This window comes from Butyrivibrio sp. MB2005 (genome assembly GCF_000424285.1).
Classification (GTDB): domain Bacteria; phylum Bacillota; class Clostridia; order Lachnospirales; family Lachnospiraceae; genus Butyrivibrio.
Genome location: NZ_AUJP01000037.1, coordinates 1 through 21,549 on the forward strand (window position 1 = coordinate 1; position 21,549 = coordinate 21,549).

The 21,549-nt window shown below is 40.1% G+C and carries 24 protein-coding genes and 3 pseudogenes; 24 read left to right on the forward strand and 3 right to left on the reverse strand.

The window, feature by feature from the left end; translation table 11 throughout:
• The 13 genes and pseudogenes from G610_RS0114600 to G610_RS0114660 all read left to right on the forward strand — a co-directional run.
• The coding region (locus G610_RS0114600) for an MFS transporter (protein WP_026525374.1) at nt 1–429 on the forward strand (429 nt) is incomplete at its 5' end.
• Nucleotides 430–591: 162 nt separating this feature from the next.
• A complete protein-coding gene (locus tag G610_RS0114605; protein WP_026499325.1) occupies nt 592–894 on the forward strand; it encodes an ArsR/SmtB family transcription factor in 303 nt (100 codons plus the stop codon).
• Nucleotides 891–1,892, forward strand: coding sequence for a permease (locus tag G610_RS0114610; RefSeq protein WP_035797678.1), 1,002 nt, complete (start codon nt 891–893; stop codon nt 1,890–1,892). The genes G610_RS0114605 and G610_RS0114610 overlap by 4 nt, the downstream gene beginning before the upstream one ends.
• 14 nt (nt 1,893–1,906) lie before the next feature.
• Entirely contained in the window at nt 1,907–2,134 is a 228-nt protein-coding gene (locus tag G610_RS0114615) for a thioredoxin family protein (RefSeq protein WP_026499327.1), read from the forward strand.
• 29 nt (nt 2,135–2,163) lie between these two features.
• Entirely contained in the window at nt 2,164–2,625 is a 462-nt protein-coding gene (locus G610_RS0114620) for a GNAT family N-acetyltransferase (protein ID WP_196809851.1), read from the forward strand.
• A 24-nt stretch (nt 2,626–2,649) separates the two neighbouring features.
• Nucleotides 2,650–3,168 (forward strand): GNAT family N-acetyltransferase, encoded by a 519-nt coding sequence (locus G610_RS21115; protein WP_035797680.1) that lies wholly within the window; start codon nt 2,650–2,652, stop codon nt 3,166–3,168.
• 18 nt (nt 3,169–3,186) lie between these two features.
• Complete coding sequence (locus tag G610_RS0114630) at nt 3,187–3,609, forward strand: C-GCAxxG-C-C family protein (protein ID WP_026525377.1); 423 nt, start codon at nt 3,187–3,189, stop codon at nt 3,607–3,609.
• Nucleotides 3,610–3,962: 353 nt separating this feature from the next.
• Nucleotides 3,963–5,054, forward strand: a complete 1,092-nt coding sequence (locus G610_RS0114635) for an aldo/keto reductase (RefSeq protein ID WP_026525378.1) — start codon at nt 3,963–3,965, stop codon at nt 5,052–5,054.
• 32 nt (nt 5,055–5,086) lie between these two features.
• Entirely contained in the window at nt 5,087–5,422 is a 336-nt protein-coding gene (locus tag G610_RS21120) for an iron chaperone (protein WP_022759439.1), read from the forward strand.
• An 11-nt stretch (nt 5,423–5,433) separates the two neighbouring features.
• Nucleotides 5,434–5,727: pseudogene (locus tag G610_RS23945) on the forward strand (YccF domain-containing protein); the annotation flags it as partial.
• Between the two features lie 19 nt (nt 5,728–5,746).
• Nucleotides 5,747–6,124 carry a zinc ribbon domain-containing protein gene (locus G610_RS0114650; protein ID WP_026525379.1) on the forward strand — a complete coding sequence of 126 codons (378 nt, stop codon included), beginning with the start codon at nt 5,747–5,749 and terminating at the stop codon, nt 6,122–6,124.
• 12 nt (nt 6,125–6,136) lie between these two features.
• A complete protein-coding gene (locus tag G610_RS0114655) occupies nt 6,137–6,655 on the forward strand; it encodes a GNAT family N-acetyltransferase (RefSeq protein ID WP_026525380.1) in 519 nt (172 codons plus the stop codon).
• Nucleotides 6,656–6,749: 94 nt separating this feature from the next.
• Nucleotides 6,750–7,016 carry a hypothetical protein gene (locus G610_RS0114660; RefSeq protein ID WP_026497025.1) on the forward strand — a complete coding sequence of 89 codons (267 nt, stop codon included), beginning with the start codon at nt 6,750–6,752 and terminating at the stop codon, nt 7,014–7,016.
• 5 nt (nt 7,017–7,021) lie between these two features.
• Here G610_RS0114660 and G610_RS21130 read toward each other — a convergent pair whose 3' ends face one another.
• Together G610_RS21130 and G610_RS0114670 are read right to left on the reverse strand one after the other, a co-directional pair.
• Nucleotides 7,022–7,771, reverse strand: a complete 750-nt coding sequence (locus G610_RS21130) for a transposase (protein ID WP_196809852.1) — start codon at nt 7,769–7,771, stop codon at nt 7,022–7,024.
• Between the two features lie 435 nt (nt 7,772–8,206).
• Nucleotides 8,207–10,069: an AAA family ATPase gene (locus G610_RS0114670; RefSeq protein WP_026525381.1), complete on the reverse strand. Its 1,863-nt coding sequence runs from the start codon at nt 10,067–10,069 to the stop codon at nt 8,207–8,209.
• Nucleotides 10,070–10,233: 164 nt separating this feature from the next.
• Here G610_RS0114670 and G610_RS23950 point away from each other — a divergent pair.
• The 11 genes and pseudogenes from G610_RS23950 to G610_RS0114730 form a co-directional block, all read left to right on the forward strand.
• Nucleotides 10,234–11,124 (forward strand): annotated as a pseudogene (locus G610_RS23950) (3'-5' exonuclease); the annotation flags it as partial.
• Between the two features lie 195 nt (nt 11,125–11,319).
• A pseudogene (locus G610_RS23955) lies at nt 11,320–12,030 on the forward strand (KilA-N domain-containing protein); the annotation flags it as partial.
• A gap of 24 nt (nt 12,031–12,054) precedes the next feature.
• Nucleotides 12,055–12,327, forward strand: coding sequence for a hypothetical protein (locus tag G610_RS0114680; RefSeq protein ID WP_026525383.1), 273 nt, complete (start codon nt 12,055–12,057; stop codon nt 12,325–12,327).
• 136 nt (nt 12,328–12,463) lie between these two features.
• Nucleotides 12,464–12,616, forward strand: coding sequence for a hypothetical protein (locus tag G610_RS23165; protein WP_155831044.1), 153 nt, complete (start codon nt 12,464–12,466; stop codon nt 12,614–12,616).
• Between the two features lie 107 nt (nt 12,617–12,723).
• Nucleotides 12,724–13,029 carry an AAA family ATPase gene (locus G610_RS0114690; RefSeq protein WP_026525384.1) on the forward strand — a complete coding sequence of 102 codons (306 nt, stop codon included), beginning with the start codon at nt 12,724–12,726 and terminating at the stop codon, nt 13,027–13,029.
• Nucleotides 13,030–13,104: 75 nt separating this feature from the next.
• Nucleotides 13,105–13,827, forward strand: a complete 723-nt coding sequence (locus G610_RS0114695; protein WP_026525385.1) for a metallophosphoesterase — start codon at nt 13,105–13,107, stop codon at nt 13,825–13,827.
• Between the two features lie 378 nt (nt 13,828–14,205).
• The gene (locus tag G610_RS0114705; RefSeq protein WP_026525386.1) at nt 14,206–17,355 is read left to right on the forward strand and encodes a DUF3427 domain-containing protein; all 3,150 of its coding nucleotides are present in this window, start codon (nt 14,206–14,208) and stop codon (nt 17,353–17,355) included.
• Between the two features lie 133 nt (nt 17,356–17,488).
• Nucleotides 17,489–19,768: a DNA helicase RecQ gene (gene recQ / locus G610_RS0114710; RefSeq protein ID WP_026525387.1), complete on the forward strand. Its 2,280-nt coding sequence runs from the start codon at nt 17,489–17,491 to the stop codon at nt 19,766–19,768.
• 36 nt (nt 19,769–19,804) lie between these two features.
• A complete protein-coding gene (locus tag G610_RS23720; protein WP_255345806.1) occupies nt 19,805–19,927 on the forward strand; it encodes a hypothetical protein in 123 nt (40 codons plus the stop codon).
• Between the two features lie 161 nt (nt 19,928–20,088).
• Nucleotides 20,089–20,502, forward strand: a complete 414-nt coding sequence (locus tag G610_RS21135; RefSeq protein WP_051198033.1) for a GNAT family N-acetyltransferase — start codon at nt 20,089–20,091, stop codon at nt 20,500–20,502.
• A gap of 32 nt (nt 20,503–20,534) precedes the next feature.
• Nucleotides 20,535–21,185, forward strand: a complete 651-nt coding sequence (locus G610_RS0114730; RefSeq protein ID WP_026525388.1) for a class I SAM-dependent methyltransferase — start codon at nt 20,535–20,537, stop codon at nt 21,183–21,185.
• Between the two features lie 181 nt (nt 21,186–21,366).
• On the opposite strand, the gene G610_RS23725 is transcribed toward G610_RS0114730, so the two are convergent.
• The gene (locus G610_RS23725; RefSeq protein ID WP_256379781.1) at nt 21,367–21,492 is read right to left on the reverse strand and encodes a hypothetical protein; all 126 of its coding nucleotides are present in this window, start codon (nt 21,490–21,492) and stop codon (nt 21,367–21,369) included.
• Between the last annotated feature and the right edge of the window lie 57 nt (nt 21,493–21,549).

A 21,549-nucleotide genomic window follows, 5' to 3' on the forward strand; every position in this document is an offset into this window, starting at 1 on the left:
CTGCTATATGCTGGGGCAATGGCTGTGGATGCCTTTGCTGCACTATTCTTTGGCTGGCTTTATGATAAGGTCGGGCTGAAGGCTCTGATCATTTCCACACTATGCAGCACATTCTTCTCATATTTTGTTTTTATGACTGGAAATGCCTGGTTGATCGGAGCTGGGATAATTCTGTGGGGGATTGGAATGGGGGCGCAGGAAAGTATTATGAAAGCAGCTGTCAGCGGAATCGTCCCGCGTTCCATGCGAAGCACCGGTTTCGGAATATTTGAGACAGGATTTGGTATTGCGTGGTTTCTGGGCAGTTGGCTTCTCGGTGCCCTGTATGATTTGAATCCTGTGTATCTTGTCACTGTGTCTGTGGTATCACAGTTTCTGGCGATTGCATTTTATGCTTTATGCCTCCGGTGCAATAAGACAGAGTGCTAACAATTCCAGTTTGTTGGAATGAGCATTATACCGGAAGATAAATTGCCACGGAGGAGACAGAGTTTTAAAAGCTCTGTCTCCTTTTTGAAATAATACATTGACGAGTATCTATGTATATGCTATTATCAACACATAGATAAACATCTATATAAGGAGAAGATTATGGCCAAATTAGACGAAGTGCTGATATGTAAGGCTCTTGGAGATCCCAACAGAATGGAAATAGTTAAGATGCTTTCTGATCAGGAGAAGTGCGGATGCAAGCTTCTTGAAAAGTTCGATATTACACAGCCGACTCTTTCTCATCACATGAAGATACTGGTAGATTCGGGACTGGTTAACGACAGAAAAGAAGGCAAGTGGCACTACTATTCAATAAACACGGACATCATGAAAGAATTCTGTGGATTTATTAAAACTCTCTGTAATGAAACTACCGGCAAATGCTGTAAGGGGAAAGCATGATGTGGGACTTTATTCAGACACAGATCCTGGGAATGAAGTGGCTGAACAATTTGGTCGGGGAACTCCTGTCTGCATTAGGATTGGATATAGATAGCAGGATAGGCTCCGGCATACACTTTTTTATCTATGATGTTATAAAGATCACGATCCTTCTTTGTTTGCTGATCTTTGTGATCTCATATATCCAGAGTTTCTTTCCACCGGAGCGTAGCAGGAAGATAATTGGCAGATTTCACGGAATCGGAGCAAATATCGTAGGAGCCTTGCTTGGAACCGTGACACCATTCTGCTCGTGCTCATCCATCCCGATATTTATGGGATTTACGAGTGCCGGATTACCGCTTGGAGTAACATTCTCTTTTTTGATCTCATCACCGATGGTGGATCTGGGGAGCCTCGTACTGCTTATGAGCATCTTTGGGGCAAGGATAGCTATCGTTTATGTTGTGATGGGACTTATGATCGCTGTTGCAGGTGGTACATTGATCGAGAGACTTCATATGGAAGATCAGGTCGCGGATTTTATCAGGAATGCAAACAGCAGCGTTGAAATAGAAACTCCGAGCCTCCCTGTTAAAGAGCGTTTAATATACGCAAAGGACCAAGTAGTATATACATTTAAGAAAGTGTTTCCATACATTCTGATAGGAGTCGGGATTGGGGCTGTGATACATAACTGGATTCCGGAAAGCTGGATCAGGGCAGTGCTTGGGGGAAGAAATCCCTTTGGAGTGATACTTGCAACAATCCTGGGTATTCCGATGTATGCTGATATCTTTGGTGTGATCCCTATAGCCGAGGCACTCTTGTACAAAGGAGCTTTGCTTGGTACGATCTTAAGCTTTATGATGGCAGTGACTACACTCAGTCTTCCGTCGCTCATTATGCTGAAGAAAGCTATCAAGCCAAAACTGTTAGGAACATTTATAGCCATCTGTACAGTGGGTATCATCATTGTCGGGTATGGTTTCAACTTATTTCAATATTTATTCATCTGAAGGAGGATATGGTCATGAATATCAAGGTATTAGGCGGAGGATGCAAAAGCTGTGAGGCTCTCCTTGCATCTGCAAAAGAAGCAGTAGCGAAAAAAGGGATCGATGCGGAGATAGAGTATATCACGGATATGGAAAAGATCATGGGTTTCGGAGTGATGAGTATGCCGGCTCTTATGATCGACGGAAAAGTTGTTTCAGCCGGAAAGGTTCTTAAGGCTAAGGAAGTTGAAAAATTCTTATAGGAGATGTCAGGGATATGGAGGAGAATATTATGCTTTTTGAAACGAAAGAGTGTACTAATCCTGATATTGTGAAAGAGCTTTTTGTTGAGTATTCGCATATCAAAGGGGCAGAAAGCTGTTTTGTTTCCTTTGATAAGGAATTGAATGATCTGCCTGGGTATTATTCAGGTGGAGCGATAATAGTAGGATATGAAGAAGATAAACCCATTGCCTGTGTTGCCATAAAGAAAATAAGCGACGAAACCTGTGAAGGAAAGCGTCTGTTTATCAGACCGGAATACAGAGGAAAAGGATATGCAAGGATAATGCTCAAAGCAATGACGGATAAGGCTTTTGAACTTGGGTTTAAGGAATTGATTTTCACAACGAAACCGGAAGTTATGAGAATTGGATATAGCCTATATAAACGTTTGGGATACGAAGAATTATCAGAGGAAAATGGTATTGTATCAATGAGGATAGATCTTAGCAAGGAATATCCATATGGGTGATTACTAATTGTCTTTGGAGGTAATATGGAAAGAGAACTGTTTATAAGGGGCGCTGATCCCGAAGATGCTAATAAACTGGTGGAGATATATTCATATTATGTTATGAATACCGCTGTTTCTTTTGAATATGAAGTTCCGTCAGTTGCAGATTTTGAAAACAGGATCAAGACAACAAAAGAAAAATATCCATATATGGTGTGTTTATTAAAAGACAGGATCGTCGGCTATGCGTATGCGGGACCATATAGTTCTAGAGAAGCTTATAACTGGACAGCAACAACATCTGTCTATGTTGATAAGGATTATCGCAGACAGGGTATCGGTTCGTTGTTGTACAAAGAGCTGGAAAAAAGGCTTAAAGAACAGGACATAGTCAACCTGCTTGCAGGAGCCGCCTATAGTGATGAAGAGGATGAATATCTCACACATGACAGCTATAAGTTTCATATACGATCGGGATATACAAAAGTAGCTCACATGAAGACTATAGGTAAGAAATTTGACAGATGGTATGATCTGTTATGGATGCAGAAAAAACTATAGTAAGAGGAGTCAAGATCTATGACACACAAAGAAAAAGCAATGAAGATATTTTATGAAAAATTCAATTGCTCGCAGGCAGTTCTTGGAGCATACGCGGATGATTATGGGCTGACGGTAGCTCAGGCTATGAAAGTGGCAGCATGTTTTAGCGGGGGCGTGAGAAAAGGTGAAGTGTGTGGTGCTGTATCCGGGGCAATCATGGTGATCGGGTTGAAATACGGAGACGGACCCGACTATAAAGCAACTGCTTATCCCAAGGCTGCTGAGTTTATGGAAAGATTCAAAGAAAAGAATGCTTCATATATCTGCAAGGATATACTTGGCTGTGACATATCCTCCGAAGCGGGGATGTTATATGCCCGGGAGAATGGACTTTTTAAGGATATTTGTCCGAGAATGGTAGAATCCGCGGTTGATATTCTGGAAGATATGGAAATATAAGCAATTGGTACAGAGGAGAAGAGGATAAGTTTGAGCAGTGGTTGCAGCAGAAGTTCTCATCGATCGATGTAAATACAATTAAAGCATATGGTTGTAAATTGAAGAGCATTTCTCAACGACGAAACGATGCTGCTCATGGAGGTAATTATCTGACATACCCAGATGTATGCACGGATAAGCATAATGTTTACGATAGGGATGTTCAAAGCGCACTCAGAAGCTATTGTGTGAGCTGTCGGACGGATTATGGCGAGGACTTCATATTTGAAAATACAGAGGATGTCCCACATTGTCCAGGTTGTGGAAAGATGGTAAATCCGACTTAGTGAGTGTGAAAACACAGGAGCGCTTATATGAAGTATAGAGAAAATAAGAAAACCAAAGACAAGATAAGTGAAATAGGATTTGGTTCGGCATATATATTTGAGGCAGGATTTGACACTGCGGTGAAAACAATTCGACATGCCTATGAAAGCGGAATCAACTATTTTGACATGGCCGCCGGGGATGGGAGTGCTTTCCCTATGTATGGAGAAGCGCTATCAGATGTTAGGGACAATATTCTATATCAGATACACTTCGGGGCAGATTACTCAAGGGGAACCTACGGATGGTCACTTGACCTTGATACTGTCAAAAGGTCTCTTGATAAACAGCTTCGTGATTTAAAGACTGATTATATAAATTATGGCTTCATACATTGTCAGGATGAGTTTTCAGATTGGGAGACTTATCAGAGAAATGGTGTATATGACTATCTCCTGCAGATGAAGGATGAAGGTGTTGTAAAGCACACCGGTTTATCATCTCATACTCCGGCTGTCATACAGAAGATCATGGATGATGCGGATATTGATATGCTTATGTTTTCTATCAATCCGGGGTATGACTACGGACAAGGTGATTATGCTCATGGTGGTGTGGATGAAAGAGCAGAAGTATATAAGCGCTGTGAAAAAGAGGGAGTTGGAATCTCTGTCATGAAGCCTTTTTCCGGAGGGCAGCTCCTTGATGCCAGGCAATCTCCATTTGGACAGGCACTGACTCCTTACCAGTGCATCAGATACTGCCTGGATAAACCTGGCGTGCTGACAGTCCTTCCGGGGGCTCAGAGCACTGCAGAAGTGGATGAGCTGATCTTGTATTATGAGAAGTCCGAGGAGGAGCTGGACTATTCTATCATAGGCACTTTTGCTCCGCCACAGGCTGCAGGCAAGTGTGTGTACTGCAATTATTGCAAACCATGCCCCGCAGGAATAGATGTTGGCCTTGTAAATAAATATTATGATCTTGCTAAGGTTGGAGATTCCCTTGCAGTAGAGCATTACAAGACCCTGGAAAAGAATGCATCCGACTGTATATCATGTGGCCACTGCAACAGCAGATGCCCGTTCGGGGTAGATCAGATTAGCAGGATGAAAGAGATAGCAAACTTTATGGTGTGAGTCGAATTTATCTGATAATAATAGGTGTGATCATGTCAATAAAAGAATATATAAGTGAGCAAGATAAGACAATTCAGCCAAAACTGGAATTGATTTATAATACAATTCACGATGCAATACCTGATGCAGAAGAACGGTTATCCTGGGGAATGCCTACGTTTTGGAAGGGAAGAAATATAATACATTTTGCTCCTGCCAAGAAACATATAGGATTGTATCCGGGACCTGAGGCAATAGAGGCATTTGCGGATAAGCTGGTTGAATACAAAACAAGTAAGGGAGCAATACAGCTCCCTAATGATAAAGACCTGCCACTTGAACTTATTGCAGACATAGCCAGATGGAGTTATGAGAATAACAGGAAGTGATTTTATGATGACTCTGGTGCTGTACAGTTGTAGGTATTCCTGTAGGGCTCCAGTGTTTTAAGCTTTCTTCAATATCACTGAACCCTTTTGGAAAAGAGATTGTGGAGGAAGGCGGGGCAGTATCACTGCTTCTTAACATCATTTGGATCTGTCTTTCTGGGATTGAACTTGCGATTGCAAACGCGGTGATTGGCTGCATTTTCTGCATCACCATTATTGGTATACCCTTCGGTAAGCAGTTCTTTAAGATTGCTAGAGTAGCTCTTTTACCATTTGGGGCAAAGGTTGTGAGGGTACATTACTAAGAACGGAGCGAGGAAGTAGATGTTTTTTATCATGGGAATAACAGATGGCAGGAAGGACTTTGATTTCAATCAGCTGATTACCTGCGCAATCTGTGGGAAATATGGGCGCTTCAACGTGTTCATGACATATACGGTGCTGTCTCTTTTCTTTATACCGACTTTCAAGTGGAATAGGCATTACTACGTGCAGACCAGTTGCTGCGGAACTGTTTACGAACTTGATCCTGAGATTGGTAAGATGATCGCAAGAGGCGAAGAAGTTGAGATTCTGCCAAGTCATCTGACTCAGCTAAGCGGCGGAAGAGGATTCACGACCGGTTATAAGAGATGCAGACAGTGTGGATACGAGACAACAGAAGACTTTGATTTTTGTCCTAAGTGCGGAACGAGGTTTTGAGGAGCTGGGATTATGCTGAGACTTAGACCATATAAGAGCTGTGATGCTGAAAAGATAAGTGAATGGATAAAAGACGAGGATGTATTTGTTAAGTGGGGCGGAGATCATTTTGGAGAGTTTCCGATTACCGCAGGCATTATTGATGACAAGTACAGACAGAGTAATGGCGACTGCAAAGAGTTAGACAACTTTTATCCCTGGATCGCGATAGATGATGAGAACAGAGTAGTAGGGCATTTCATTATCCGCTACATCCATGGCGATAACAGGATCCTTAGATTCGGTTGGGTAATTGTAGATAATACCATCAGAGGAAAGGGCTACGGGGCAGAAATGCTTCGCCTGGGCCTTAAGTACGCTTTTGAACTTATGAATGCTGAGGTTGTTACCATAGGTGTGTTTGAGAACAATGACATTGCTCATGAATGCTACAAGAAGATTGGATTTAAGGATAAAGAGGTAACGGAAAAAGAGCCTTTTAATATTATTGAGATGGAACTGAAGAGGGAAGATTTTATACTACAAGGCTAGGACAGAAATCAAGCGTGATAATCTCATGGTATATGGCAATATGATGAAGTTTTATGCTGACCCGTTTGAGGAGTTGTTTAATTAGGAGGCAGCTATGGATAGAGAAAAAATTGGATTTAAGGCATGTCTGAAAGCAATAGGAGAAGATTTTGCAGCCGCATATAAAGACAATATGGTTTTTAGTTGCGGAGAAACGGAGCAAGGTTTGTTCTGCTTTTTGGGTATTTCAACACATGATTATGAAGGAGAAGGATTGTGTTTGAAATCAAATGTGGATGATTGGGACTATTATGCGTCCTGCTACGTTCTTGAGAATAATGAAGTTAAAATGGATAAATGTAAGCTTCCGACGTTGGTTTGATTTTTTCATTCTATGAAATGATGTGTGTACGTATTCAAAGGTAGTTGTGGTAAAAGACCATAGCTACCTTTTCTAATAGTTTTAACAATAGGTGTTGGGATGGTTTTAAAGTTCTTATTGAATGGAATTCTAAGGAACCGATCTTGTTCATATTCCAATATATTTATTATCTGGCAGAAGGATTTCTTATTTCTCTTGTTATTGTCTACGGTCAGAAGGCATTTGAGAACATAGGCTATGTAAGGCTTATACATGTCTGATATGAGATACTTCACAGCTGCACGTTCTTCCATGGGAATGGATGCAAAGTATGGTTCGGTGACATTATTGCGACGACTGCGCAGAAGATCTATAGGATCACCGGTATGGAAGTCCTGTATAACAAGTGCATATCTGCAGTGTTCGTCGATATCAAGACAGACTTCATCAATGGAAATGGAATCTGTTAGCGGCAATCTGTCTAACTTGACATATCGGTTGAAGACTTCGTGAGCATAAGTATCCGAGACATGAAATCTTTTGGATATGGATACAGATGTCTCCATAAGATCCCTGTATGCGCTGACAATAAGCATGTCTGTAGCATTGGAAGTTCTTCGTCGTTTATTGACAAACTTAAAATTTTCACTGATGTTATAGTTGCATTCAGGGTTGGTGCAACGCCATCTTCGCTGTTTCAGAATAATGATAAGCGAGTAATTATCCTGAAGAATGGGATGATTGACCTTGCGCTCTTTTACTCCCCTGGAATACATTCTGTAACCACAATTGGGACAGTAATGTGCTACAGGTGGAGTTTCGACTGTTAAAATCTTTGTTCGACCTTGAATTTGTATGTCAGTAATGGAAACTTCACCATCTTCAAGGTCTAATAAATCTGTGATACTATTCATTTATCCTCCTTCAAAACTTATATTTTCCGCAAAAATATGACATGAGAAGGATAAAGGAAGGACAATATAGTCCAACATAAAAACAGGATTAACCAGTTTTATGTACTGATTAATCCTGTTTTTTTATACTATTAAAGAGTGTAGCCCCTCACGAACAACCCTCAAACCAGCCCCTCACGAACGACCCTCACGAATGTCCCTCACGAATAACCCTCACAAAGATTGCCCCTCATAAACTTTGATTACCCGGTCTCTGTGCTTTTGGCACAGAGGCTTTTTGATACCACTATATCCATGTTATTTGGATTGAATCTTTACTTTCTTGCCAGAAAATGCAATTCCAAGTTTTAAAATATTAGTTATCCCATCTTCACGCATTTCGAAATCGTAGTTTTTATCATCTATCTGATTAAGAGCCTCGGATGATAAGGCGTCTAGAGCTTCTTCGCTGAGTTTTTTATCAGATTTGAATTCCATTATAATGCCGGGATATTTTTTGTTTCGCGGAAATAGGCTGATATCGTATCTTCCATCACCAGATTCTCTATTTGATTTTATTTTATATTGATTATCCATTATGGCAATCAATCCAAGCATCAACCCGTGATAAAAGCCTTCCGCTCCAGAATCATAGAAACTGATACTTTTGTTCATGTATTCTGTGATGCCTTCCTGGAGTTTTTTGAGGTCGAATGTGTACAGGCTTTCTGAAATCTTGTTTGCTGTAGTTTGCCCTACAGCACCAATTTGCATTAAATGAGATAGTATTTCATTTTTGTATACTGATGTGATCTCACGGTTAGGAATAGAAACCTCGCAGAGCCAGGAACCATCTCCCAATAGCTCTTTCCTTTGAGCTTTTAAATATCCGGCTACAAGTAGAAGACTATAGATGTAAGATGGATTCTCGGAGATTGATCTATAAACCACATTTTGATCTATTCTGGCTATGACATGCTCGCCTTGCAAAAGAGAAAAAAGGTTTTCTGTGATATCCCCAGTAGTACTTTTGAGAACATCCTCGAGTATTTCATTTTTTCCTGTATTTACCCAGTAGGACTGTGGAAGGCAACCCTTTGATAAATAGCTGATAACAGACCATGGGTTGTATATTTCTTTTGAACCAAACAGATAGCCATTGTACCAGTCTTTTAGTTCTTTTTCTTTATCGGATACTCCGTAATATGAGAGCATTTTCTTGATCTCAGATTCTGTAAAGCCAAAAAAGCTGTCATATTCTTTATCAAAAATAGTATTAACTGCCAGGTTATTTAGACCGCTAAAGATACTTTCCTGAGCAATTCTTAATATACCAGTTAAAAAGCCATATGAAAGATTGCGATTGTCTTTAAATGCTCCAGAGAAAAAGTTTCTCATGAATCCAGTAATTTCATCAAAAAAGTCCTTGGAATAACCTTCCTGAATAGGCGTGTCATATTCATCAATGATGATAATAGGTGCAATATTATAATGAGAATTCAGCATTTTGGAGAGCTTTTGCAGTGATGATGAGAGCTCTACTTCTGTGACATTTCCGTTCAAAATCTTTTCAAAGTATTCTTTTTCGTACTGCGCAAGCTTTGTGCTGCTTCTCAACACGGAGTGTCTACCAAATTCTTCTTGGATAAGTTCGGAGATTTTTGCAAAAGTTGCATCCCATGAATCGAATTTTACGTCTTTGAAGGTCAAGAAAATAACAGGGTATTTACCCTGGTGATCACGATACTGTGGACCACATTTCCATATTTCTTTGTCAGTAAAGTATTTAGAAGTATCTTCGTCAGATATTTCAAAGAAAACCCTGAGCATATCCATGTTCATTGTTTTTCCAAATCTTCTGGGGCGCGTAAACAAAGATACTAGTTCTTTTCTATCAAGGAAGTCACGTATTAACAGTGTCTTATCGACATAATAGTACTCGTCCTGTGCACGAATGTAATCAGAAATACCAATTGGAAGGGGCTTTTTGGCCGTTGGCACAGTGTCTTTTTTGTATATTCCACTTACAATTCTACCGTCTGATGGCTTTTCGGCATCGGCGGGTATTTGCCAATTTCTGCCGATTTTTATTGCTCCTATGACCTTGCCCTTTTTACACAGATCGTTTACTGCACGCACGGATAATCCCCATTCTGAGGCTTTTTCTTTACAGTTAGCCATGTGACCTGACTCCTTTTTAAATATAGTTGTGTTTGCGAAAATTATAGCAGTTATTTCGCAATAAATCAAATTATAGTGATATATTGCGAAATATATTGCGAAAAGCTGCAATCAAGAAAAAATAGCTATTAAAATTATATTTATAGTGCGATACATATTCTAAAGTGCCCAGAGAAATCAAGTACAGTGATTTTATGCTGATTTCTAAGGCAAAGACTCAGCTTCCTGACTTCATGAAGTATTTTGATGAGCAGGGAATTCCTTACAGAGTAGAGGGAAAAGTAGCTTTCAATGACTGTCCTGCCTTACAGGAAATATATAATATCTATGCTGCTGTTGCTGATGCTAAGGATCAGATTTCTTTGTATGCAGCACTTACAGGTAAAATCCTTGGATTTACGCAGGATGAAATGATGATATTCAAGGACTCAGGGAATAGAATAGCTTTGAATTTCGATGAGCTTACTGAGGAAGCAACGGATTCTGAGACTGTAAAGAGAATAAAAATGGTATTGAATTCACTGAAAAAGTTGAGCTATAAAACGCGTTCTCTGTCTCCTGCTGCATTGTTTGAGAAGATTATGGAGGACTTCAAGGTATTTGAGCATGTTAGAAGCCATAATCTGGAGGTTATTTATTATACGCTGGAGTTGCTTAGAAGCGCAGAAAAGTCAGGGACTATCACTTCCTTAAAGGATGGAGCAGCCTATATTGCAGAACTGATAGGTGGTACCAATGAGGTGGAGAGATGTCTGAGTCTTCAGAAGGAAGAGAACGTGGTACATATTGCAAATCTTCACAAGGTAAAGGGACTTGAAGCACCTATTGTTATTCTGAGTTACGGAAGCAGCAGAACTAAGAACGCTAAGATAAGAATAGAGCATAACTCAAAGGCTGAAGGATTTATTTTTAGTCTTGAAAAAGAAGGTGATGCTAAAGGGGCGTATATTACAACCAAGCAGTTTGGCGATAAGAGCGAAGAAGAGAAAGAAGCAATTAAAGCAGAACAGACAAGATTATCATATGTTGGAGCTACTAGAGCTAGGAATGCGCTTATTATGTGTAATAGCCATTCGTGGGTGAATTATAAGAGTGGTGGAAAGTATAAAGATGACTCTGCTTGGAAAGAATTGATGGAAGGCGATGTAAAGAACTTCTTTTCTGAAATGACCCTCACAGCGTCTACTTCTAAAGTACAGCCTACTGAAAATGCCAATGATCTGTATGAAAAGGCGCAGAAGCAGTGTGTGTTACAGGACAGATTGTATAATCCAAATTTTAACCGTATGGAATTCCATACGGTTAGAAATGAAAGCGGAAGGCTAGTGATGACACCTACGCGTTGGATTGAAAAAATGAATGCAATTGGAATTACATCCAAAGCAGGGAAATATGGTGGAACATATGCCCATGTAGATATAGCTTTTGAATTTGCCTCATGGATTTCGCCACAGTTTAAATTGTATCTTATCAAAGATTATCAGCGATTGAAAAAAGTTGAAGCTGAAAAACTGTCTATTGCTTGGGACGTGAAACGGGAGCTTTCTAAAATCAATTACAAAATACACACTGATGCTGTTAAGGAGTTTTTAATTACACCTGAACTCACACCACAGGAAATGTCATATACGTATGCATCTGAAGCAGATGTTTTAAATATGGCTTTGTTTGGTAAAACTGCTGCTCAATGGAGAAATGAGACAGGGACAAAGGGAATGAGCCCGAATATTCGTGATTTTGCATCTGCAGAAGAACTTGTAGTTTTGATAAATCTTGAAGATACTAACGCAGATTTGATAAGACAAGGGATAAATCAGATTGATAGACTAAAGATTTTGAGGGAAAAAGCGTATAGACAGTTGCAAACACTAATTAATAACCAAAAGGCAATAGAATCATTAAAAACGCATTTGATTGCCAATGACAAAAACAAGGGATTTGTTGACAAACTAAAACAGTAAGAATGTTATTTTTGAGGGATAAAGATGATACAGACATTATATGAGAATTACCGCCACTGGTCAGATGGTAGATCAGTATATATACTGTCTGATCCGCATTTTGATGATGCAATTGGCAAGGATATGGTGGATGTCTGGCTTGAAGCAGACGAGCTAGTAGACAAGATCAATAGAACCCGTATGAAAAAGGAGATAGGGTTAGGCTTGCTGGCGATAATGGCAAGGTTGGAATTGTTGATGTGTCTCAAGAGGAGTGGAGGAGACATGTTGAGAAGGCACTTAAACCAGGTTCAATAGAAGACTATTCTGATGCAAGTATCACAATAAGATATCAATACACTCATGATCACATTAACCCTATTTATCTTGAGAAAGTCTGCGAGGAAAGAGATGGCTAACTAAACGACGCGTTTAATGAATTAGAGAGGCGGGTGTGCTTAGACGGGATGATCCAAGATTTGATGAGAAAAAGAGGCTGTGTCATAGAGATGATCTTTTTTATCGAATCGAAGGTGAATCCTGGTGGAGAGCTGAAATGCCATCTGAATCGGAAATGGAAGCTGGAAGAGAAAAGCTTGAGAATTAACCTGTGCCAGAAAAGCAATGAGGAGAAGTCTTGGGATCGAATGGCTCTATGAAAGGTTCTGTGAGAAGTATGATGTCAGATGTGATTTTGGGGAGATATAAGTAGTTATGATTTATCTTTCAAGCTTTATGTTGAGTACTAAGAAGTTAAAGAATCCCAATATATATCCTTACAACGTATTCAAGGATAAGGACATGGAGCCATTTGTCTTTTCTTCAATAACAATTTTGTATGGTAACAACGGCTCGGGAAAGTCCACAATTCTGAATATTATTGCAAATAAGTTGATGCTGAAGGGGAAAGAATACGCAAATTCTAATTCCTATGGAACTGTAGATTACTGTGGGCAGTTCTCGTATGAGTGTAGATATAGTCTTGCAGATGATGAGCGAACCGGCAGAGCGTATAGTTAAATGACAGGTGAAGCGATTATTACTACAATATAAAGAGATTTTCAAATTGGAGATAATTATAGGCGAGATAGATGTATGAGCAGAGTATTGGTAATTCCAGATGTGCACTTAAAGCCCTGGATATTTGATAAAGCAGAAAAGGTGGATAAACTTAGATATGATGATATCGTTATCTTGGGTGATTTAGTAGATGACTGGGGAAAAAGCAATGAGATCGAATTATACAAGGAAACTTTGGACAGAGCGGCAGAGTTCGCAAAGGAGTACGACCGATCATTATGGTGTTATGGAAATCATGATGTTTCATACCTTTGGGATGTTTTGGAAACGGGCTATTCAATTCAGGCTAGAATAACAGTTATAGAAGGGATAACAAAACTTGAGCGTATTTTGGAGGAAAGATACAGGTTTGTGCATAAAATCGATGATACACTTTTTAGTCACGCCGGTTTGACGGAGAACTTTACACTTCACTCATGCGGATATCACGTGAAGGATATCGATGAAATACTTGCAAGAATCAATCGCATGGGTAAGCAGGAGCTTTGGAGAAACAGTTCCCCAATCTGGGCAAGGCCACAGCAGGATTTTTACCGGATGTTCAGGGATGATGTTTTATATCAGGTTGTAGGTCATACTCCTGTAGAAGAACCACTTGATTCGTATGGGGTGCTTTCGTTAGATCTTTTTTCAACTTATTCTAATGGGGATCCATATGGTAATCAGAAGCTGTACATCGTCGACACTGTGACAAGAGAATACAATGAGGCAAAATTGCCTCCAAAAAGATCAAAATGATTAATAAATATCCTGCATATGGACACTATAAAGCCAGTTTTGACCGGCTTTTGTGGTGTCCTTTTAAAGAGTGAAAACTACTGGTAAGGCTTTGTATAGTATGCAAAGTTACTGCTCCTTTATACTGGTAATACATATTTAATAATATATGGCATGTAGGCGGTATATAATAGATATAGCTTGCGCAGGTTGATTTCCTTGCTAAGATATCTGAGCGGAACGAGATCATGATTGAGAGGGATCAGAGTAACAAGGATTCAGCAAGGCGCATAAAAATGATTTATACATGGGCACAGAAAAATGGTTATAACGAAATTTGGACGCCCAAGAAAATGAGTGTTTAATGTAAATGTCAGAAAACTGACGTGAGGAATATATATGTTGGAACCAGGATTATATGAACAGGTCATAAATAAACAGATACAGTCAGAGCTTACAGGATCTTCAGATGATTTAAAGCGAGTTGAGAAGATTGATGGAGCTGAAGCATCGGAGATACTTTCAAAGTATGTTTCGGAAGTTCTTCATAAAGCGCTGGATCGTATCTCTGATGATGAAAATCTTGAGGCGAAGATTGACCTGGTTAATAAGGTCGTTGGCCTGATTTCAGAAGAAAATGATTTGGATGATCTGAAGGAATTGGCAGTAGCTGATAGTGCTGAGCAGCTGCTGGCGCTGCTTTCAGAAAATGATCCTATGTACAAAATTGGGCAGCGTAAGGCCAAGGATATAGTGCGCCCAGAAACATCAGTTGCTCAGAGTAGCCTGTTTACCGGGGCTATTCATGAACCGCAGATGTATTCTGAGCTTCGGAAGGAAATGGAAACTGCGGATAGAATCGATATGTTGGTTTCCTTTATAAAATGGAGCGGTTTGAGGCTTTTGTTCAAAGAATTAAAAGATTTTGTGGACCGTGGTGGCCAGCTTCGGATAATCACAACTTCTTATATGGGAGCTACGGATGTTAAAGCTATCGAAGAGCTTAGCAAGCTTCCTGGCACCGAAGTGCGCATATCCTATGATACTAAGCGAACCAGGCTTCATGCTAAGGCATATATTTTTTATAGAAAGACAGGCTTTACTACTGCATATGTGGGTTCATCGAACATGTCAAATGTAGCTATGTCCAGCGGTCTGGAGTGGAACATTAAAGTTACCACAAAGGATATGGCTCCTACGATACAGAAGATAGAAGCAACTTTTGAGAGCTACTGGAATTCTACAACCTTTGAGAAGTATACCCATGATAGCTATGATAAGTTAAGGACTGCACTAAGAGCTGAGAGGCGAGGAAAGAATACAGAGGGCTATGGTTTTATTGTAGACATCAATCCATATCCTTATCAGCAGGAGATACTGGATAGGCTAAGTGCCGAAAGAAAAATCAGAGGACGAAATAGAAATCTTGTTGTTGCTGCTACGGGTACAGGTAAAACTCTTATTGCGGCATTTGATTACAGAAGATTTTGTAAGATGCATCCGGATAAGCAGAATAAGCTCCTTTTTGTAGTGCATAGAGAAGAGATTCTTAGGCAGAGCAGAGAGGTGTTCAGGGCTGTTTTAAAGGATCCAAATTTTGGTGAGTTGTATGTTGGCGGCGAGAAGCCGGAAAACTTGGATCATCTTTTTGTATCGATACAGACAGTGGCTTCACAGGAGTTATATAACATACTTCCTGCGAATCATTATGATTTTATCGTAGTAGATGAGTTCCATCACGCGGCTGCGCCGACATATCAGGGATTACTTAGTTCATTCAAGCCTGAGGTGTTATTAGGCCTTACAGCTACTCCGGAACGTATGGATGGAAAGAACGTCCTGGATTACTTTGATGGCAGAATAGCTGCAGAAATAAGACTTCCTGAGGCGATTGAGAGAAAACTATTAAGCCCTTTCCAGTATTTTGGAGTATCCGATGAGACGGATCTCTCAGAAGTAAGATGGGTCAGAGGTGGCTATGATAAATCAGAGCTGAGTAATCTGTATTCGCTCAACAGAACTATTGCAGAGAAGCGAGCAAATCATATCATCAATTCTTTATATAAGTATGTGACGGATATGGACAGTGTTCATGGCCTGGGATTCTGTGTTTCCATAGAACACGCAAAGTTCATGAGTGACTACTTTAACGAAAAGGGCATTCCGGCAATAGCGCTTACATCGAGATCTTCAGATGATGACAGGGTCAATGCTAAGAAGATGTTACTATCTGGTGAGATTAAGTTTATCTTTGTTGTTGATCTGTACAATGAGGGAATAGATATTCCGGAGGTTGAGACTGTTTTGTTCTTAAGACCTACGGAATCACTTACGGTGTTCTTACAGCAGCTTGGTAGAGGGCTTCGGTTGTCGGATGGAAAGGAATGCCTGACAGTTCTTGATTTTATCGGGCAGGCTAATAAGAAATATAACTTCGAAGAGAAGTTTTCAGCGCTGCTTGCTAATACAAATCACAGCGTCCAGTATGAAATAAAGCATGGATTTACTGCGCTTCCAAAGGGCTGTTATGTGCAGCTGGAAAAGAAGGCTTCTCAGGTTATTCTAAATAATATAAAGCAATCCTTTGATAGTAGGGCAGGGCTTGTATCAAGAATTGAGACATTTGCAGAGGACAGCGGATTAGAACTGTCTTTGAAAAATTTCCTGAGCTACTATCATCTGAGTCCCTATAGTATTTATGCCAAATACTCCTTTGTGAGACTTTGTGCTGATGCCGGTGTGATCAGTGATTTTAATGAGCCGATTGAAGAGAAAATGACAAAGGCCTTTGCAAAGCTTATCGCGGTGGATTCTGCGAAATGGATCCGGTTTTTACTTGATGTCTTACCAAGAGTAAATGACATAAACATTAGTATGTTGCCTGAAGCTGAGAAGCGGATGATGCAGATGTTCTACGTAACACTGTGGCAGAGTACTGTGGATGATTGGAATTCTCTGGAAGTAAAGCAGAATTTGTCAGAGCTTTACAATAGCAAAAATATGTTTAGCGAGTTGATTGAACTTCTTAACTACAACCTCGAAAGGATTGATGTAGTAGGTGATGAAGTAGATCTGGGATTTGATTGTCCGCTAGAATTATACTGTACTTATACCAGGGATCAGATCCTTGTAGCCATGGATTTTATGAAGCCGCAGACTGTAAGAGAAGGTGTGAAGTGGCTTGAATATAAGCAGGTGGATGTGTTCTTTGTAACGCTTAATAAAGCAGATAAGGATTATTCACCTACAACAATGTACAATGATTATTCTATCAATGAGGAGTTTTTCCATTGGCAGAGTCAGAGTACAACGTCGGATACTTCTCCGACCGGGCAGAGATATATTAACCATGTTCATGAGGGAAGTAAGATCCTGTTATTTGTAAGGGAGTTTAAGAAGGATTTGGCAGGTGCTGCACCATACACGTATCTGGGGACTGCAAAATATGTGAGCCATTACGGCAGCAGGCCTATGAATATAACATGGCATCTGGATAATCCGATACCTGCTAAATACATTAAGAAGACAAGCAAACTGGAAGTAGGATGATTATTTGGGAAAATCAAAAACGTTTGCATTATCAATAGTTTGAATATTCACTACATAATCAAAGGAGACCAGCGAATATGAACTTTGAAACTATTTGGACTAATATTAAGCAAACTAATCTAAAAGAGGCGATATGACAGAATTTGGAAATACTGCACTGGCAAATTTAAAGCGATACTTTGGTTATGATTCGTTTAAACCTGGCCAGGGCGAAATTATAAATACAATATTAGATGAGAAAAGGGATGTGCTGGCAATAATGCCGACCGGTGCAGGTAAGTCCATCTGCTATCAGATTCCGGCTATAATGCTGCCAGGCATCACAATTGTTATTTCACCGCTTATTTCACTGATGCAGGATCAAGTAAAATCTCTGAATACAGCGGGAATTCATGCTGCTTATATCAATTCATCCATTACGGATTCACAGATAACAAAGGCCCTTGAGATGGCAAAGTCAGGGACATACAAGATTATTTATGTTGCGCCGGAGCGTCTGGACAACTGGGAGTTTACGAATTTTGCAGACAGTGCTGAGATATCAATGGTTACAGTTGATGAGGCACACTGCATTTCCCAATGGGGACAAGATTTCAGACCGAGTTACCTGAATATAGTGAAATTTGTTGAAAGGCTTCCAAAAAGACCTATCGTTAGTGCATTTACTGCAACCGCTACGGAAGAGGTAAAACGTGACATAGAATGCGTATTAAAACTCCAGAATCCCGGTGTTTTTGTTACAGGGTTTGACAGAGAGAATCTGTATTTTTCTGTTGAGCATATAAAAAACAAGGATGACTATATAAGAAAATATGTCAAAGACCATAGTAACGAGAGCGGAATAATATACTGTGCAACCAGGAAGAATGTTGATGCAGTTTTTGAAATGCTGACTTTGGATGGTGTTCCCGTGGCCAGATATCATGCAGGCCTTGATAACGAGTATAGAAAGAACAGTCAGAATGATTTCATATTTGACCGTAAACCTGTTATCGTTGCCACTAATGCTTTTGGTATGGGAATAGACAAATCTAATGTCAGGTACGTGATCCATTACAATATGCCTCAAAGCATGGAGAACTATTACCAGGAAGCAGGAAGAGCTGGACGAGATGGTGAGAATTCACAGTGCATTCTGCTGTTTTCTGCCCAGGATATCATGATAAATAAGTTTCTTCTGGATAAGAAGGATTTCAGCGAGGTGGATCCTGAGGACGAAGAGCTGATCAGACAGAGAGACCTTAAGCGTCTTAAGGTGATGGAAGGCTACTGCAGGACAACCGGGTGTCTGAGAAATTATATTCTTGAGTATTTTGGCGAAGAAGTGAGTACGCCATGTGATAACTGCGGGAACTGCCATCGTGAGTATAAAGAGATTGATATGACTGACGCTGCTAAACAGGTCATCAACTGTGTATACGAGACCAAGGGCAGATATGGGATGAATATTGTTCTGGGTACACTTGTGGGTGCAAACAGAGCAAGGCTTCGTGAGCTTGGCACTGATAACTATAAGACCTATGGCGTTCTTAAGGAGCACAGTGAGACAGAGATACGTCTTTTGATGAACCAGATGATCATGGACGGATATATCATTCAGACTGATGGCAGATACAGTGTGGTGAAACTTGGGGATATAGCGGTATTAAAAGATCCGGATGCGAAAGTCCTTCTACGGACTTATGAAGAAAAAGAAGTCAGTACCAGGGCAGGAAAAGCCAAGGCGAGAAGTACGGATTCACTTACCAAAGCAGGATATGAACTGTTTGAGGCACTTAGGGTACTCAGGATGGAAATTGCAAGAAGGGAAGGAATGCCGCCTTATATTGTTTTCAGTGATAAGACTCTGATTGATATGTGTGCCAAACTTCCTTCAAACGAGCAGGAAATGCTGGGAGTTTCCGGAGTTGGTACTAATAAATTTGATAAATACGGTAAAGAATTCTTGAAAAAAATAGCTGAGTTCATGAGTGTAAATCCTGATGCTGTTATCAGTATGCCTGTTTCTGGCGGTGAAGACGATGATGAATTCGTGCATAGGAGAGGTATTACAAAGAAGAAAAAAGTTGATTTTTATCTCCCCAAGGAAGATATAGAGAAGTTTGAATATAAGGATCTTTATTACATAACCGAGATCAAGGATGAACTGAACCGCATATGCTCCGCTGATGATGTAAAGAAGATGGTGGGGACGAGAATCTGGGATGTGTTGGCAGAAAAAGGTCTGGTGGGTGAGAAGTTTCTTGGTGGTATTAGCCAGAAATATCCAACAGCAGAAGGCAAGGAGCTGGGAATTGTCTCTGTGGACAGGGAGAGCATGAAGGGTAATCATTATACCGTTTTGATGTATCCGCCTTCAGTACAGAAAATGATTGTTGAATACTATGCTAATATTCATAGAGACGGCGAGTAAGAGTAATTGTGGAATAAAGCATGGAGGAGAAATTTTATGAGTACAGTAAAAGAGACAATAGCAAAGAGAAGTTCAACACGTGGTTATACACAGGACCAGATTATAAAGGAAGAGCTTGATCAGCTATTATCTGCAAAATACATATGGATGGAAGCATGAGAAGCATGTCTGAATGTGAGCGAATAATTAAAAGTATCGAGCATTTTTATGGTCATTTGGAGATTCAAGTTGTAAAGAGTCTGGGGCTATGTTCTGTGGAGTATAAGGAAAACGTGGGGCCAAGGAAAAAGGAAATAATAGAGTTTTGTGAGGTCATATAAATGGTGATAAAAAGAATAATTGAAACTGATGATAGAGCAGGCCGGTTTATAAATGAAGCATTCACAGATTATGCGATAAAGAGCAATGTGAAGCTGAATTTTGAGGAGTACTGCTTTGCTGCAGAGAATGATGAGGGAGAAATCATTGGAGTAATAACCGGAAGAGCATATTACAACGAGGTTCATATCGGTGATCTGATAATTGATGAGAAGTATAGAAGGCTTAGGCTCGGATCAGAGCTAGTTAAGAAAGTTGAGGAGGAGTATTCAGGAAAGGGATATGAGAAAATCACCCTAACGACGTTTGGATTCCAGGCACCTGAATTTTATAAGAAGCTTGGATACTCTTTGGAATTTGTCAGAGATGACAAGGATCCTAAACTGAGCAAGTATTTCTATTCAAAGGCAATCTGAGTAATGGAGCATTATGAAAGAGGCATAAGAACATGCTTGAAAGAATGGATGATTTCTTTACTGCCCGTATCAATGGGTATGATGAGCACATGAAGAGCAATATTGAAGGCGCGTCTTTGTTTTATAAGTTTACAGCAGCTCTTTTGCCGGTCGGTGAAAACGCAAAAGTGCTTGATCTGGGTTGCGGAACAGGACTTGAATTAGAGGAATTCTTTTTGGTAAATCCAAATGCAATAGTTACCGGAATTGATCTCACAGAAGCCATGCTAGATTCACTAAAAGCTAAGTTTCCGGATAAGGATATTACAACAATCTGCGGGTCATACTTTGATGTGCCCTTTGGAGATGGAATATTTGATGCTGCAGTTTCTGTGGAATCGTTACATCACTTTTCAAAAGAGGAAAAGATTCCTTTATATGCGAAGCTTTGGCAGGCACTTAAGCCCGATGGATATTTAATCCTGACTGATTATTTTGCAGAGACAGATGAACAGGAAACGTTTTTCAGGCAGGAGCAGATTAGACTAAGAAAAGAGCAGAACTTGCCGGATGAAGTGTTTTATCATTATGACACTCCGCTGACTGTGGAGCATGAAAAAGAAGCTTTAATAGCTGCTGGATTTACAAAAGTAGAAGTGCTTAATCATTGGGAAGCAACATATACACTGAAAGCAGGAAGGTGATAAGGTAAAGAGCCATGAGCCTACAATTTGTAAAAGCAAGCACTTCTGATGCTTTGACACTAAATGGAATGCTCGCATGGCTATGGAATAACTGTTGGATGCGGGACAACTATAGATGTGGAACCCATTCACGAAATGGAGAAATCTCAAGAAACACGTTGAGTTCATCAGGTATTCGGATTTATCTGATGGGGGCTGTTGCCATGACATCATCATGGATAAGAGAAAGATAAAGAACTGACATTTTTCGTTTGTCGGGATGAACGTTGGTGTTGTCCGGCACATTAAATGAGTCCTCAATCTTCACTTTAAATGAGGCTGCATAGGGTGTCAGACAAAGGGTTCAGTCAGATTGTTTGACACC

Bases quoted from the DNA above. Each gene is read 5' to 3' on its own strand.
- G610_RS0114615 (WP_026499327.1), top strand. From the start codon at position 1,907: ATGAATATCAAGGTATTAGGCGGAGGATGCAAAAGCTGTGAGGCTCTC.
- G610_RS0114680 (WP_026525383.1), top strand. From the start codon at position 12,055: ATGATACAGACATTATATGAGAATTACCGCCACTGGTCAGATGGTAGA.
- G610_RS21135 (WP_051198033.1), top strand. From the start codon at position 20,089: ATGGTGATAAAAAGAATAATTGAAACTGATGATAGAGCAGGCCGGTTT.
- recQ (WP_026525387.1), top strand. From the start codon at position 17,489: ATGACAGAATTTGGAAATACTGCACTGGCAAATTTAAAGCGATACTTT.
- G610_RS21120 (WP_022759439.1), top strand. From the start codon at position 5,087: ATGTCAATAAAAGAATATATAAGTGAGCAAGATAAGACAATTCAGCCA.
- G610_RS0114620 (WP_196809851.1), top strand. From the start codon at position 2,164: ATGCTTTTTGAAACGAAAGAGTGTACTAATCCTGATATTGTGAAAGAG.
- G610_RS0114730 (WP_026525388.1), top strand. From the start codon at position 20,535: ATGCTTGAAAGAATGGATGATTTCTTTACTGCCCGTATCAATGGGTAT.
- G610_RS0114650 (WP_026525379.1), top strand. From the start codon at position 5,747: ATGTTTTTTATCATGGGAATAACAGATGGCAGGAAGGACTTTGATTTC.
- G610_RS0114705 (WP_026525386.1), top strand. From the start codon at position 14,206: ATGTTGGAACCAGGATTATATGAACAGGTCATAAATAAACAGATACAG.
- G610_RS21115 (WP_035797680.1), top strand. From the start codon at position 2,650: ATGGAAAGAGAACTGTTTATAAGGGGCGCTGATCCCGAAGATGCTAAT.
- G610_RS0114660 (WP_026497025.1), top strand. From the start codon at position 6,750: ATGGATAGAGAAAAAATTGGATTTAAGGCATGTCTGAAAGCAATAGGA.
- G610_RS0114630 (WP_026525377.1), top strand. From the start codon at position 3,187: ATGACACACAAAGAAAAAGCAATGAAGATATTTTATGAAAAATTCAAT.
- G610_RS0114610 (WP_035797678.1), top strand. From the start codon at position 891: ATGATGTGGGACTTTATTCAGACACAGATCCTGGGAATGAAGTGGCTG.
- G610_RS0114690 (WP_026525384.1), top strand. From the start codon at position 12,724: ATGATTTATCTTTCAAGCTTTATGTTGAGTACTAAGAAGTTAAAGAAT.
- G610_RS0114605 (WP_026499325.1), top strand. From the start codon at position 592: ATGGCCAAATTAGACGAAGTGCTGATATGTAAGGCTCTTGGAGATCCC.
- G610_RS21130 (WP_196809852.1), bottom strand. From the start codon at position 7,771: ATGTATTCCAGGGGAGTAAAAGAGCGCAAGGTCAATCATCCCATTCTT.
- G610_RS0114655 (WP_026525380.1), top strand. From the start codon at position 6,137: ATGCTGAGACTTAGACCATATAAGAGCTGTGATGCTGAAAAGATAAGT.
- G610_RS0114695 (WP_026525385.1), top strand. From the start codon at position 13,105: ATGAGCAGAGTATTGGTAATTCCAGATGTGCACTTAAAGCCCTGGATA.
- G610_RS23720 (WP_255345806.1), top strand. From the start codon at position 19,805: ATGAGTACAGTAAAAGAGACAATAGCAAAGAGAAGTTCAACACGTGGT.
- G610_RS0114635 (WP_026525378.1), top strand. From the start codon at position 3,963: ATGAAGTATAGAGAAAATAAGAAAACCAAAGACAAGATAAGTGAAATA.
- G610_RS0114670 (WP_026525381.1), bottom strand. From the start codon at position 10,069: ATGGCTAACTGTAAAGAAAAAGCCTCAGAATGGGGATTATCCGTGCGT.